Raw genomic sequence first — 13,345 nt, forward strand, 5'->3', positions numbered from 1 at the left:
CGGCCGGTCTGGTGCGGTCGGATCAGGAGCCGGGGACCGACCCGATCTCCGGCGGCGTCGGGATGTCCGAGTCGGTCACGGTGCCGAGCGTGGTCTTCCACGCCGTGCCCCACTGGCCGTCCTTCTGGATGGTCTTCAGCCACTCGTTGACGAACTTCTTGAAGTCGTCGTCGCCGTGCTTCAGCCCGATGCCGTACGGCTCCTTCGTGAAGGGCTGGCCGACGACCTTGATCTGCTTCTCGCTGGCGGCGTCGCTCGCGAGCAGGGTGTAGTCCTGCACGTACGCGTCGCCGCGGCCCTGGATGAGCGCCTGCACGGCGGCCGGGTCGGTGCCGAACGCGGTGACGGTCGCCTTCGGGGCGATCTTCGGCACCTCGGTGACGGCCGGCGTGTTGGCGCCGACGATCACGTTCTTGCCGTCGAGGTCCTTGTAGCTCTTGATGTCCTTGTTGTCGCTCTTCACGGCGACGGACAGGCCGGACTCGAAGTACGGACCGGCGAAGTCGACCTGCTTGGCGCGCTCCTCGGTGATCGTGTACGTGTTGAAGACGACGTCGACGGTGTCGTTCTGCAGCATCGCCTCGCGGGTCTCGGAGGCGGGCGGCACGATCTCCACGTTCGGCTTGCCGATGATGTAGATCGCGAGCAGCTTCGCCAGCTCGGCGTCGAAGCCGTTGACCTTCTGCGGGTCGGTCGGGTCCTGCTGCGAGAGCAGCGGAGCGTCGAGCGCCTCGGCGACGATGAGCTTTCCGCGCTTCTTGATCTTCTCCATGGTCGAGCCGGAGAGGATCAGGTCGGCCTTGGCGACGGGGGCGCCGGCGAGGACGGAGTCCCCGGACGCGGTGGAGCTCGCGTCGCTGCCGGGCACTGCCGTGTTGCCGGAGCAGGCGGTGACGGCCAGCGTCACGGCTGCGAGCAGGACGCCGGCGACGGCGCTCTTCCTGCGGATGCTGCGGGTCATGGGATGCGTCCCTTTCTGATTGGACTTCGGTGTGATGTGGAACGGTGGTGCGCGGCCTCGTGCGGTGCGGGTGCTAGTGCGAGAGCACGGAGGCCAGGAACGACTTCGCCCGCTCGGTGGCGGGGGAGTCGAAGAACTGTGCGGGTGGGGCCTGCTCCACGATCTGGCCGCGGTCCATGAAGACCACGCGGTCGGCGGCGCGGCGGGCGAAGCCCATCTCGTGGGTGACGACGATCATCGTCATGCCCTCCTTCGCCAGCGAGGTCATCACGTCGAGCACCTCGCCGACCATCTCGGGGTCGAGGGCGCTGGTCGGCTCGTCGAAGAGCATGACCTTCGGCTGCATGGCGAGAGCGCGGGCGATGGCCGCGCGCTGCTGCTGGCCGCCGGAGAGCTGAGCCGGGTGGCTGTCCGCCTTGTCGGCGATCCCCACCCGGTCGAGCAGCTCCATCGCCTGGGCGCGTGCGGCGTCCTTGCCGAGTTTGCGCACCTTGAGCGGAGCGAGGGTGACGTTGTCGAGAATCGTCCGGTGGGCGAACAGGTTGAACGACTGGAACACCATCCCGACCTCGGCGCGGAGCGTGGCGAGCGGGGCTCCCTCTTCCGGCAGCAGTTCGCCGTCGACGCGGATCTCGCCCGAGTCGATGGTCTCCAGACGGTTGATCGAACGGCACAGCGTCGACTTGCCGGAGCCGGACGGCCCGATCACCACGACCACCTCGCGCTCGGCGACATCGAGGTCGATGTTCTGCAGCACGTGGAGGTCGCCGAAGTGCTTGTCGACCGCGCGCAGGCTCACCATCGGCCGTGCGTCCGTTGCTGTCATCGGGGGTCCTCGCATCGTCGTCGGGCAGGTTTCGACGAGCGTACTAAGTATCGGCCGTTTATCGCAATATCGAAATTAGTTAATCCGATTTCGAACGAAGTCGGTACAGTATCCTCAACGCAAGACGGCGGGCAGCAGGCCCATCGCCGCAGAGGGGATGCCGCGATGACGAGCACGATCGAGGGGACGCCGGTCCAGGCCGGCCCGGGAACGCCGGGCGGCATCCTCGACCTGGTCCGCTCCGGCCGGTCCCGCTCGCGCGCCGACCTCGCGCGCAGCACCGGCCTGTCGCCGTCGACGGTGTCGCAGCGCGTCGACGCCCTCATCGCCGCCGGCTACCTCCGCGAGGCGGGCGCCGGCGTCTCACACGGAGGGCGCCGCCCGCGTGCCCTCGAGGTGGATGCGTCCACCGGCGTCGTCTGCGCCGCGGACCTCGGCTCCCACCACGCCACGTTCGGGCTCATCGACCTGAGCGGACGTGTGCTCGCCTCCCGCACCGAGCAGATGGACATCTCCATCGGCCCCGCCGCCGTCCTCCGCTGGATCGCCGACGTCGGCGCCGAGCTCACGGACGCGCACGCCGTTCCCGGCCAGACCCTGCGCGGGTTCGGCATCGGCCTGCCCGGCCCCGTCGACTCCACCACCGGCCGCATGGTGTCGCCCTCGCGCATGCCCGGCTGGAACGGTGTGGATGTGGCGGCCGAGCTCTCCGCGATCACCGGTCTCCCCGCCGCCGCGGACAACGACGCCAACCTGATGGCGCTCGGCGAGTACGACACCCTGGGCGGCGACGTCGGCGAGCTCGTCTTCGTCAAGGCGGGGTCGAGCATCGGCTGCGGCATCGTCGCCTTCGGCGGCATCTACCACGGCCACCACGGCATGGCGGGCGACATCAGCCACGTCACCGTGCCCGGCGCTCCGGCGGTGCTCTGCTCGTGCGGCCGGATCGGCTGTCTGGATGCGGTGGCCGGCGGCGCCGCGATCGTGCAGGCGCTGCGCTCCTCCGGGGTCGAGATCTCCGACACCCGCGAGGTGCTGGCACTGGCCCGCGACGCGCATCCGCGGGCGACCCAGGAGCTGCGCGAGGCGGGTCTCCGCACCGGCGGCGTGCTCGCGACCATCATGAACTTCTTCAACCCGCAGCGCCTGGTGCTCGGCGGCATCCTCGGCGAGGCCGAGGCGTTCGTCGCCGGGGTCCGCTCCGCGATCTACTCCGACTGCCTCCCGATGATCACGGACCAGCTCGACATGGCGGTGAGCGCGGCCAAAGAGCAGGCGGGCATCCGGGGCGCGGGGCGCCTGATCCTGGACTCCGTGTTCGACCCGGCGCGCGTCGACCTCGTCGTGCGATGACCGAGGCCGTCGCCGTCGTCGGCACCGGCCGGATGGGCCGGGCGCACGCGGCGGCATGGGCGGCCAACGGCGTCCCGGTGCGGTGGGCGGTCTCCCCGCGTCGGCGGGCCGAACTTCCCGATGCGCCGGACGCCCGCTGGGCCACCCGGCTGGACGAGGCGCTCGACGACCCCGCCGTCACCATCGTCTCGGTCTGCACCCCGACCCCGTCGCACGCCGACCTGGCGATCCGGGCACTGGACGCAGGGCGTCACGTGCTGCTGGAGAAGCCCATCGCGCTGACCCTCGAAGACGCCGAGCGTGTGGAGGCGGCCGCCGCGCGATCCACCGGGACGGTCATGGTGGCGCACGTCGTGCGGTTCTTCCCCGGCTACGCGGCGCTCGCGGAGCGCGTCGCGGCCGGGTCCGTCGGCCGTCCGCGGGTGGTGCGCGCGTCGCGGATCTCGTCGGCCCCGGTCGGGTACGACTGGCTGGAGGACGATTCCCGGTCCGGCGGGATGCTCGTCGACTTCGCCATCCACGATTTCGATCAGGCAGCCGCATACCTGGGGCGTGCCGTCGCCGTGACCAGCGTCGCTCTTGCCGGCACGGGCTTCGGCGTCCCCGCCGCGACGACGATCGAGTACGAGGGCGGAGGGGTCGCGCAGGTGCTCAGCGCGTCCGACCTCCCCGAGGGCCAGCCCTTCCGCACGGCGTTCGAGGTGGTCGGCGACGCGGGGGTGGATGCGGCGGAGCCGGACGCCGGCGACGCATTCGCCGCGCAGACCCGCTACTTCCTCGACTGCGTGACCGCGGGCGCGCCGACCACCCGGGCGCCCGTCTCCTCGGCGGTCGAAGCGCTCCGCGTGGCCCTGGCCGCCCGCGAGTCCGCGGTCACGGGCCGACGCATCCCGCTGCCCGGGTAGGGTGGGCGCGTGAGCGACAAGTGGTGGCAGTCGGCGGTCGTCTATCAGGTCTATCCGCGCAGCTTCGCGGACAGCGACGGCGACGGGATCGGTGACCTGCGCGGGGTGATCGAGCACCTCGACTATCTGCACGAGCTCGGGGTCGACGTGGTCTGGCTGTCGCCGATCTACGCGTCCCCGCACGACGACAACGGCTACGACATCAGCGACTACCGCGCGATCGACCCGCTGTTCGGCACCTTCGACGACTTCGACGAGCTGCTCGCCGGCCTGCACGACCGCGGCATGAAGCTGGTCATGGACCTCGTCGTCAATCACACGTCGGACGAGCACCCGTGGTTCGTGGAGTCCGCGTCCTCCACCGACAACCCCAAGCGGGACTGGTACTGGTGGCGTCCTGCGCGCGACGGCGCTCGGCCGGGCGAGCAGGGCGCGGAGCCGAACAACTGGGGCTCCTTCTTCTCCGGGCCGGCCTGGCAGCTCGATCCGCAGACCGGCGAATACTATCTCCACCTGTTCTCGCGGAAGCAGCCGGACCTCAACTGGGAGAACCCGGAGGTCCGTGACGCGGTGTACGAGATGATGAACTGGTGGCTCGACCGCGGGGTCGACGGGTTCCGGATGGACGTCATCAACTTCATCTCGAAGGTCACCTCGCTGCCCGACGGCGTCGTCCCCGAGGGCGCGCTGTACGGCGACGCGTACCCGTACTTCGCCCAGGGGCCGCGCATCCACGAGTTCCTGCACGAGATGCACGAGCGGGTGTTCGCCGGCCGCGAGGACCGCTACCTGACGGTCGGCGAGATGCCCGGCGTCGACATCGAGCAGGCACGCCGCTTCACGGACCCCCGCAACGGCGAACTCGACATGGTGTTCCAGTTCGAGCACGTCGACCTGGATCACGGACCGGGCGGCAAGTGGGACCACCGTCCCCTCACGGTGCTCGACCTCAAGCGCAACCTCTCGCTGTGGCAGGAGGGGCTGGCCGACCTCGGCTGGAACAGCCTGTACTGGAACAACCACGACCAGCCCCGCGTGGTCAGCCGCTTCGGCGACGACGGCGAGAACCGCATCCCGTCGGCCAAGGCGCTCGGCACCGTGCTGCACCTGATGCGCGGCACCCCGTACGTCTACCAGGGCGAGGAGCTCGGGATGACGAACGTGCCGTTCGCCTCGATCGACGGCTTCCGCGACATCGAGTCGCTGAACCATTACGCCGAGGCGGTCGACATCCTCGGAGCGTCCGCCGACGAAGTGCTCGCGGCGCTGCGCCGGACCAGCCGCGACAACGCCCGCACGCCGATGCAGTGGACCTCCGGACCGCACGCGGGTTTCACGGCGGGCACACCGTGGATCGCGGTCAACCCCAACGCGACCGAGATCAACGCGGAGGCCGAGGTGCGCGATCCGGATTCGGTGTTCGCGCACTACCGCGCCCTGATCGACCTGCGCCATCGGTCGGAGGTCGTCGCGACCGGCGACTACGCGCTCGTGCTGCCGGAGCATCCCCAGGTCTTCGCCTACACGCGCGGGCTCGGCGACCGGTCGCTGCTGGTGCTGGCGAACCTCAGCGGCGAGCCGGCGGCGTTCGACGCCGGGCAGCTGCCCGGCTGGGCCGTCGCGGGAGGCGGGGGCGCCGGAATCGAACCGGAGCTCGCGAACCTGGGCCCCGCCACGGAGGCGTTGCGCGGATCGCTCCGGCCCTGGGAGGCGGTCGTCTACTCCCGCGGGTGACGGGTGCGACAGCTCGTGCTTGCGCAGGCGGCGTGCCGGGGTGTGGGATGGGCGGCACGACCCGGGAGGCGACGATGGGCAACTATGTGGCGCGTGCGGAGATCGACGTGGCCGCACCGCGGCGTGCGGTGTGGAAGGTGCTGACGACGAACGGCGCACGACCGGAGATCCTGTTCGGTGCCGAGGTGGTCTCCGACTGGCGTCTGGGGTCGACGATCGTCTGGCGTGGTGAGTGGCAGGGGAAGGCGTTCGAGGATCACGGGCGCGTGATCGAGCTGGAGGACCGCGAGGAGCCGTGGCGGGTGGTGCTGACGCATTTCAGCCCGTTGAGCGGCCTGCCGGATGTGCCGGAGAACTACCACACCCTTCGGTTCGAGCTGGATGAGATCCCCGGCGGGACGCGCGTGACGCTGGACCAGGACAACAACCCGACGCGGGAGGCGGCCGAGCATGCGCAGGCGAACTGGGCGCAGATGCTCGAGGGCGTGAAGACGGTGGCGGAGCGCGCGTCGCGCTAGCGCCCGGTCCTCGGCCGCGGGCTCAGGCGTCGAACGCCTCGCGGAGGAAGGCGTCGAGGAAGAGGTCGAAGGCCTGCACCGTCCCGGTGCGGTCACCGGTCATCAGGTAGCCGAAGTGCAGCCCGGCCGCCGAGTCGACCAGCCAGGTGGCGAGGACGCCGGCGCGGCGGGTCTCGATGCCCTGCTTCTTGAGCCAGGCCTTCACGGTGTCGCGCCACTGCGTGAAGGACGTGGTCACGCGCTTGCCGATGTCGGGGTCGATCGGCTCGAGGGCTCCCGCCTCGAACTGCAGCCGCAGACCGGTGCGGTTGTTCTCGCGCAGGGAGTGACGGAAGGCCTCCTTGTACCAGTCGCGGAACTGGTCGCGGTCGAACGCCGTGACGTCGACGCCGACCAGCGACTCGGTCTGCTGACGGACGCCCTCTTCGAGGATGGCGTCGATCATCTCCTGCCGGGAGCCGAAGCGATAGACGAACGAGTAGGTGCTCACGCCGAGGGCGCTGGCCAGGCTGCGGAAGGTCATGCGGGAGAGCGGCTCCGTCGCCACGTGCTCCATGATGCGGCCGAGCAGTTCCGGTTTGCGGTTCGGATCTGATGTGCGTCCCACGCGATAACACTAGTCCGAATATCGGGCAGGATGGCTAGACAGCAGCGGGCTCTGCTGCCGACATCCGGCGTGCGAAGGCGGGGCTGACCCGCGGCTCGATCAGGGCTTGCCGGGTTTGCCCGGACCTCCGTTCCCGCCGCCGTTCCCGCCGCCGTTCCCGGGGTTCCCGCCGGCTCCCGGAGCGGGTGCCGTCGGCCCTCCCGGAGCCGTCGGCGGCTTGGGTGCGACAGGAGCCGTCGTGAACTTGCCGCTCGGCGACGGGAAGGCCCCGCCCCCGTAGGCTGCGTTCAGTGCCGTCTGGATGCGCTTGACGATCGAGAACTTGACGTTGCCGCCGCCGATGCCCTGGAATGTCTGGCTCCGCAGGGCCACCTGGCCCTGCACGTTGCCCACCCACGTCGCCTGGGCGACCTTCGTGGTGGACGTGACCAGCCAGTTCTCGAGCGAATTGTCGGTCGTGCCGGTCTTGCCGAAGATCGGGATTCCGTCGCCGGGATTGGCGGCGGAGGCGGTGCCTCCGCCGCGCAGCACACCCTGGAGGGCGTAGATCGCCGCCGCCGCGACCTGGGGATCGATCGGGGTAGGCGAGCAGGTAGACTTCGGGACCGCGTGCTCTGCGCCGTCCGCGTCAACGATCTTGTCGATCGCGATCGGGCTGCAGGCGACGCCGTTGTTGGCGAGGCCTGCGTAGGCGGTCGCCATCGTCAGCGGGGCGATGTAGTTGGTGCCGAGCACAGAGGACGGGTTCGACATGAACGGGTTCTGAGCCTCGTCCGCTCCGTGCACCAGGAGGTCCTTGGCGCGCTGCTTGATCCCGCAGAGGTCGAGCTGGGTCGCCATCTTGGCGAAGATCGTGTTGATCGACTGTGCGGTCGCGTTCATCACGGTGGTGGAGGTGACGGACTCGCCTTCGTCGTTCGACACGTTCCAGGGTGCCCCGCCGATGTCGTTGCACGGGTCGCTCGCGTGGAACTGGGTCTGCGGGAAGACGTGCTGTGTCCCACTGACCGTCTGGTAGAGCGAGTGGCCCTCCTGCAGCCACTCGAGCAGGTCGAACACCTTGTAGGCGGACCCTGTCTGGAAGCCCTCTGATGCGCCGTAATCGTAGTCGGTGTTGTAGTTGACCGCCGTGGTCCCCGGGGCGGGCGCCGCAGTGTTGTCGTATGGCCGGTTCTGCACCATCGTCACAACGCGGCCCGTTCCGACCTCGACGGAAACGTTCGAGGACCCGAGGTCGAGCCGCGGGCTGGTGGGCGGGATATACGCGCTGACCGCCTGCTGCGCCTGGTTCTGAAGGTCCAGGTTGAGCGTCGTGTAGATCTTGAGGCCGCCGCGGGTCAGGTAGTTGGTGCGATCATCGTCGGTCTTGCCGAAGATCGTGTCCTGCTTGATCACGTGCTCGACGTAGTCGCAGAAGAACGCGGCGTTGTACTGCTGCGCCGTCATGCAGCCGTTCTGCGTCGGGGTGATCTTCGGCTCGACCTTGGTGGCCCGGGCCGCGTCGTGCTCCTCCTTGGTGATCTTCCCGTTGGCGAGCATCCGGTCGAGCACGTAGTTGCGCCGGTCGAGGGTCTCCTTGTACCCGTTGGCCGCGCCGTTCTCCTTGTCGTCCGGCCGGTCGATCCGAAGGTTGTCCGGGTTGTTCAGGATGGCGATCAGCGTCGCCGCCTGCTGGACGTTGACATCCTTCGCGGCCACCCCGAAGTAGTACTCGGCGGCGGACTGGACGCCGTAGACGCGGCCGCCGAACAGCGCGATGTTCAGGTAGCTCTGGAGGATGTCGTTCTTCGAGTACTCCTTCTCGAGCCCGATCGCGTACCGCATCTCCTTCAGCTTGCGGGACGGGTCGACCTTCGTCGCGTCGTCGTAGCAGGCCTCGTAGACCGTCAGCTGCTTCTTCTGGACGGCCTCGGTCGCGGTGGGGTCGGGCTGCTTGTTCTCACACCGCTGCACGAGGATGTTCTTCACGTACTGCTGGGTGATCGACGAGCCGCCCTGCACCGACTTGTGCAGCGCGGTCAGCATCGCGCCGCGGATCGTGCCGGTGACATCCACCCCGCCGTGCTCGTAGAACCGCGGGTCCTCCGTCGCGATCGCCGCATCCTTGAGGTTCTGCGAGATGCCGTCCCAGCCGACCTCGACACGGTTCTGCGAGTAGAAGCTGGCGATCGGCACCTGCTGGCCGTTGCTGAGGGCGTACATGGTGGACGCCTGCGCGAGCGGTTCGACCTTGATGTACTCGGGGAGGCCGTCGAAGACGCTGATGGTCGAGTCCGCCGCGCTCCCCGTCAGCGCGACGGCCGGCGTCACCGCCGCCGCCGCGAGCACACCGGCGAGTCCGCTCAGCGCGACGAAGCCGACCAGGGCGGGCGCCCATCCCCATCTCATCCGTCTTCTCCCTCGTGGAACAACCAGTCGTCCGTGGCGGCAATGATACGCGTCGCATCCGACCGGCCCCGGGCGTCGGCGCTCAGGTTGGGGGAAGAAGCGAAGACCGCTGCGCCTGTGGACGGATCGGTCAGGACGCGTCGCGCAGTTTGTCGCAGAGGATGACGAGGGTCTCGAGCTCTTCGGGGGTCAGCCGGCCGCCGACGCGATCTGTGATGGTCTTCATATGATCGACGGCGACCCGGCGGAACATGTCGTATCCGGTGTCGGTCAGTCGGATCACGGTGCCGCGCGCATCCGACGGCTCCGGGCACTTCGCCACCAGCCCCCGCGCCACCAGGCGGTCCACGAGCCGGCTCACGCTCGGCTGGGTGAGCAGCACGTGCTTGTTCAGATCGCGGAGACGCAGCTCGCGGTTCGGCTGCCGCGACAGGTTGAACAGCACGTCGTACTCGTTGAACGAGATGTCGCGGGTGGGGAACTCGGCGGCGAGCGTGCGCATCACCGCGACCTGCGCCCGGAACAGTGACTCCCAGGCGGACACGGCGCTGATGCGGGTGCGCTTCGTGGGCTCCGCCGCCGTCGCGCTCTCGGCCATGACCCGTCCTCCCTCTGCGAGCTCAATGCATTCGCATCTTCTCATCATGCGCGCGAGGCGACATCCGTGCCACCACGGGGGAGCGGGCGCCGCGGGAGGAGAGGACGGAGAGAGAAAAGATTGAGGGCCGGCCGCAGAGGCTAGCGGCCGGCCCTCTCCCTTGCACCAAGAGTGTCCTGCAATCACATTCCGCGATGGCTGCCACAGCAAACAACCATTGCTCTTGAACTATATAACGAAGAGGTAACGGCATCTAGTTATCAAGTCGTTATTTTTTCTGCGAGTTCGCTATGCGTACTGATGCGGTCTCTCAGCGTCAACTCGCGTGAGAGAAGCTTGGTCGTCGACCAGATCCTCTTCCACGGGGTTGTGACCCGGTCGGCTGCCGCCAGTGAGAGCCGGGACGCCGGCGTGGGCTACTGCGCTTCGCCAGTGGAGGCCGCGCGGGCTGTAAGAACGTCGGGGACGTGCTCTTCGGCCCATCTGCGCACGGCTCGGAGGGGGACGAGAAGTGATCGGCCGAGGTCGGTGAGCGCGTACTCGACGCGCGGCGGGTTTTCGTCGTAGACCGTCCGGGATACCAGCCCGTCGTGCTCGAGAGAGCGCAGCGTCTCGGCGAGAACCTTGGGAGTGATGCCCTGGATGCGATCAGCCAGCGCGGTGAATCGCATCGGTTCGTGCTCGAGCGCGTTGATGATGAACACGGTCCACCGTGCTCCGATGCGCCGCAGCACGATACGCGACGGGCAGGTCGCTGACATGATGTTGTACCCCACGGTGACCCTCCTCCGGTTACGTTGAAGTCACCAGTTACTTTTCCATAGCGTCGGGTGCGTCAGCAGCCGAACGGAGAAGAAACATGGTCCAGACCCCCGCCGCCCGCACCACGGCCGCCTCTCCAGCTCTCGGCGGCAGGTACTGGGTCCTGCTCACAGGAAGCACGCTCTCGAGCCTGGCGGACGGGTCGTTCAAGGTCGCGCTGCTTCTGGTCGCGAAGGCGACGACGGGCAGCCCGGCGTTGATCGCCGGTGTGTCGTTCGCGGCCACCCTGCCCTGGCTCCTCGCCTCCCTCCCGGCCGGTGCCATCGCGGACCGTGGGGACCGCCGCCGGATCATGCTGGCCGCGAACATCGCGCGCGGAGTGCTTCTCGCGGTGTTCGGTGTGCTGTGCGTGCTTCGGGTGGACTCCATCCTCGCCCTGTATCTGGTGGCGTTCGGTGCCGGGGTCGCGGAGGTCTTCTACGACACGTCGGCGCAGGCGATCGTGCCGATGATCGTCGAGCGCCCGCTCCTGCCGCGGGCGAACGCCGCCCAGCAGGTCGCAGACCAGGCGGCCAACCAGTTCGCCGGGCCGGCACTCGGCGGAATCCTGATCGGGATCGGTGCAGCCGTCTCCTCGTTCACGTCCAGCGGGTTGTGGCTGCTCGCGGTCGCCGGCCTGCTCCTCGTGCGCGGGACCTACCGCGCCGCTCCGCAGGCAGCCCGCTCGACGCTCCGGGCAGACGTCGCCGCCGGGGTGCGCTTCCTCCTTCGAAGCCGTGTACTCCGCTCCATCACTCTCCGCGTCGGGATGACGAACTTCGCCGGGTCGGCGGTCACCGCGGTATTCGTCGTCTATGCCGTGGGGCGCGGGTCCGTTCTCGGCCTGTCGCCCGCCGGATACGGTCTGCTGCTGACCGTGTCCGCGGTCGGCAGCATCCTCGGCGGGCTTCTCGTCGCGCCCCTGCGGAAGTGGATCGGCGACCGGGGCCTGATGACCGCCAACATCATCACGCAGGCACTCCAGATCGGGGTGCCCGTGATCGCGCACGACGCGGTTGTCGTCGGCGCGGCCTTCGTGATCGGCGGCATCGGCGTCGCTTTGTGGAACGTGAGCGTCGTCACCGTGCGCCAGCGGCTCACACCGCCGGCGCTTCTCGGCCGTGTGGTGTCCGCCTACCGGCTCGTCTCCTGGGGCGCCATGCCCGTGGGTGCGTTGGCCGGCGGCCTCTTGGCCGAGGTGATGCCGATCTGGGGCGTGTTCGCGCTCATGGCGGCCGTCACGCTCGGCGCTCTCTTCGGCACGAGCAGCTGGTCTGCCGCGCGGATCGCCAGCGAGGAGTCCGAGTGACGGCGTCGACAGCGTTCCGGCCTCCTGTAGCTAGCGTTCGGCTGTGAAGATCAAGGAGACGTTCTGGCCGCCGAAGCCGAAGGAGTTGCTGAGTACTGCGTGCTGGGTCAGCTCGCGTCGCTGCGTGACGACATCGAGGTCGATGCCGGGGTCGACGGTCGAGCGGTCGAGGTTGCGTGTTGGAGGGATGATGCCGTGTTCGATGCTCAGCACAGCGATCAGGGCCTCGATCGCGCCTGCCGCTCCGAACAAGTGGCCGAGAGCGGCTTTCGGCGCTGTGACGGTTGCTCGGCCGAGCACCGCGTTGATGGCGATGGCCTCGGCGGCGTCTCCTACCTCTGTCCCCGTGGCGTGAGCGTTGACGTGCCCGATCTGTCCGGCCTCCAGCCCGGCCTGCGCCAGCGCCTTGCGCATCGCCGAGATCTGGCCGCTGCCGTCGGGAGCGGGGGCTGTGATGTGGTGGGCGTCCGCCGCGATACCCGCCCCGGCGAGCACAGCATGGATCCGGGCCCCCCGCGCGGAAGCGTGCTCTGCGCTTTCCATCACGATGATGGCGGAGCCTTCTCCGAGGACGAAACCGCTGCGGTCTGCTGCGAACGGTCGTGATGCCGATGCGGGATCGTCGGAGTGATGCGAGAGGGAGCGAGCCTGCCGGAAGCCGGCGACGGTGATCGGGGCTATCGCCGCCTCTGTGCCGCCGGCGATCACGACGTCCGCCTCGCCGGCACGGATGAGCCTGGCTCCGAAGGCGATCGCTTCGGCTCCTGAGGAGCAGGCGGAGACCGGCGTGTACGAGCCGCCGCGCGCGTTGTAGGTGATGCTGATCAGCGCGGCCGCCGCGTTCGGCATGAGCATCGGGACGGTTCGCGGCGACACGCGCCGCGCCCCCGAGGTCTCCCGCACGTCGTCCTCCCGCAGCAGCGTCTGAACGCCCCCGATGCCGGTGCCGATGACGGCGGCCAGCCTCTCGGGATCGACATCGGAGAGGTTCGCGTCGGCCCAGGCTTCCGCGGCTGCAACGAGGGCCGCCTGCTGGGACCGGTCCAGGCGCCGTGCCTGGACCGGGGGGAGCAGCGATGCTGGATCGACCGCCATCGTCCCCGCGGCGACGCCGCGGAGCTCGTCGTCCCCCGAATCTCCCAGGGCGTCACCGCGGATGCCGGACTCTCCCGCCACGAGCGCCCTCCAGGTGGAGGCGACATCCGGGCCGAGCGGCGTGATCGCGCCCAAGCCGGTCACGACGACTTCGTTCTTCTCCATAGCAAGACCATTCTTTGTATGCCATACAATTTCCTTCCTATTTGTATCACATACAATGGCGACATGGCTCAGCGGCAGACGACCC

The 13,345-nt window shown here is 68.9% G+C and carries 12 protein-coding genes; 5 read left to right on the top strand and 7 right to left on the bottom strand.

Annotated elements, in window-relative coordinates; all coding sequences use genetic code 11:
- Positions 1–22: 22 nt before the first annotated feature.
- Together BJ963_RS16165 and BJ963_RS16170 are read right to left on the bottom strand one after the other, a co-directional pair.
- A complete protein-coding gene (locus BJ963_RS16165; RefSeq protein WP_089915271.1) occupies positions 23–961 on the bottom strand; it encodes a glutamate ABC transporter substrate-binding protein in 939 nt (312 codons plus the stop codon).
- Between the two features lie 73 nt (positions 962–1,034).
- Complete coding sequence (locus BJ963_RS16170; RefSeq protein ID WP_089915267.1) at positions 1,035–1,787, bottom strand: amino acid ABC transporter ATP-binding protein; 753 nt, start codon at positions 1,785–1,787, stop codon at positions 1,035–1,037.
- 165 nt (positions 1,788–1,952) lie between these two features.
- On the opposite strand from BJ963_RS16170, the gene BJ963_RS16175 reads away from it, so the two are divergent.
- From BJ963_RS16175 to BJ963_RS16190, 4 genes are read left to right on the top strand one after another with little or no spacing between them, the layout of a single operon-like run.
- Positions 1,953–3,140, top strand: coding sequence for an ROK family transcriptional regulator (locus tag BJ963_RS16175; protein ID WP_179457529.1), 1,188 nt, complete (start codon positions 1,953–1,955; stop codon positions 3,138–3,140).
- Entirely contained in the window at positions 3,137–4,045 is a 909-nt protein-coding gene (locus tag BJ963_RS16180; protein WP_179457530.1) for a Gfo/Idh/MocA family protein, read from the top strand. The genes BJ963_RS16175 and BJ963_RS16180 overlap by 4 nt, the downstream gene beginning before the upstream one ends.
- Before the next feature lie 9 nt (positions 4,046–4,054).
- Positions 4,055–5,779, top strand: coding sequence for an alpha,alpha-phosphotrehalase (locus tag BJ963_RS16185; RefSeq protein ID WP_179457531.1), 1,725 nt, complete (start codon positions 4,055–4,057; stop codon positions 5,777–5,779).
- A 47-nt stretch (positions 5,780–5,826) separates the two neighbouring features.
- Positions 5,827–6,297: an SRPBCC family protein gene (locus tag BJ963_RS16190; protein WP_246298086.1), complete on the top strand. Its 471-nt coding sequence runs from the start codon at positions 5,827–5,829 to the stop codon at positions 6,295–6,297.
- 22 nt (positions 6,298–6,319) lie between these two features.
- On the opposite strand, the gene BJ963_RS16195 is transcribed toward BJ963_RS16190, so the two are convergent.
- The 4 genes from BJ963_RS16195 to BJ963_RS16210 all read right to left on the bottom strand — a co-directional run bounded on the left by BJ963_RS16195 (position 6,320) and on the right by BJ963_RS16210 (position 10,666).
- Entirely contained in the window at positions 6,320–6,904 is a 585-nt protein-coding gene (locus BJ963_RS16195) for a TetR/AcrR family transcriptional regulator (protein WP_179457532.1), read from the bottom strand.
- 99 nt (positions 6,905–7,003) lie between these two features.
- Positions 7,004–9,292 (bottom strand): transglycosylase domain-containing protein, encoded by a 2,289-nt coding sequence (locus tag BJ963_RS16200; protein ID WP_179457533.1) that lies wholly within the window; start codon positions 9,290–9,292, stop codon positions 7,004–7,006.
- Positions 9,293–9,422: 130 nt separating this feature from the next.
- Entirely contained in the window at positions 9,423–9,890 is a 468-nt protein-coding gene (locus tag BJ963_RS16205) for a MarR family winged helix-turn-helix transcriptional regulator (RefSeq protein WP_179457534.1), read from the bottom strand.
- A gap of 416 nt (positions 9,891–10,306) precedes the next feature.
- On the bottom strand, positions 10,307–10,666 hold the full coding sequence (locus tag BJ963_RS16210) for a winged helix-turn-helix transcriptional regulator (RefSeq protein WP_343037306.1): 360 nt from the start codon (positions 10,664–10,666) through the stop codon (positions 10,307–10,309).
- An 83-nt stretch (positions 10,667–10,749) separates the two neighbouring features.
- On the opposite strand from BJ963_RS16210, the gene BJ963_RS16215 reads away from it, so the two are divergent.
- On the top strand, positions 10,750–12,000 hold the full coding sequence (locus BJ963_RS16215) for an MFS transporter (RefSeq protein WP_179457535.1): 1,251 nt from the start codon (positions 10,750–10,752) through the stop codon (positions 11,998–12,000).
- Between the two features lie 30 nt (positions 12,001–12,030).
- Here the strand turns inward: BJ963_RS16215 and BJ963_RS16220 are convergent, their stop codons facing one another.
- On the bottom strand, positions 12,031–13,260 hold the full coding sequence (locus BJ963_RS16220; protein ID WP_179457536.1) for a beta-ketoacyl-[acyl-carrier-protein] synthase family protein: 1,230 nt from the start codon (positions 13,258–13,260) through the stop codon (positions 12,031–12,033).
- Positions 13,261–13,345: the final 85 nt, after the last annotated feature.

Source organism: Leifsonia soli (assembly GCF_013408745.1).
Lineage (GTDB): Bacteria > Actinomycetota > Actinomycetes > Actinomycetales > Microbacteriaceae > Leifsonia > Leifsonia soli.

Coding starts and splice junctions, on each gene's coding strand:
- BJ963_RS16175 (WP_179457529.1), top strand. CDS start 1,953: ATGACGAGCACGATCGAGGGGACGCCGGTCCAGGCCGGCCCGGGAACG.
- BJ963_RS16220 (WP_179457536.1), bottom strand. CDS start 13,260: ATGGAGAAGAACGAAGTCGTCGTGACCGGCTTGGGCGCGATCACGCCG.
- BJ963_RS16215 (WP_179457535.1), top strand. CDS start 10,750: ATGGTCCAGACCCCCGCCGCCCGCACCACGGCCGCCTCTCCAGCTCTC.
- BJ963_RS16205 (WP_179457534.1), bottom strand. CDS start 9,890: ATGGCCGAGAGCGCGACGGCGGCGGAGCCCACGAAGCGCACCCGCATC.
- BJ963_RS16200 (WP_179457533.1), bottom strand. CDS start 9,292: ATGAGATGGGGATGGGCGCCCGCCCTGGTCGGCTTCGTCGCGCTGAGC.
- BJ963_RS16170 (WP_089915267.1), bottom strand. CDS start 1,787: ATGACAGCAACGGACGCACGGCCGATGGTGAGCCTGCGCGCGGTCGAC.
- BJ963_RS16190 (WP_246298086.1), top strand. CDS start 5,827: ATGGGCGGCACGACCCGGGAGGCGACGATGGGCAACTATGTGGCGCGT.
- BJ963_RS16165 (WP_089915271.1), bottom strand. CDS start 961: ATGACCCGCAGCATCCGCAGGAAGAGCGCCGTCGCCGGCGTCCTGCTC.
- BJ963_RS16180 (WP_179457530.1), top strand. CDS start 3,137: ATGACCGAGGCCGTCGCCGTCGTCGGCACCGGCCGGATGGGCCGGGCG.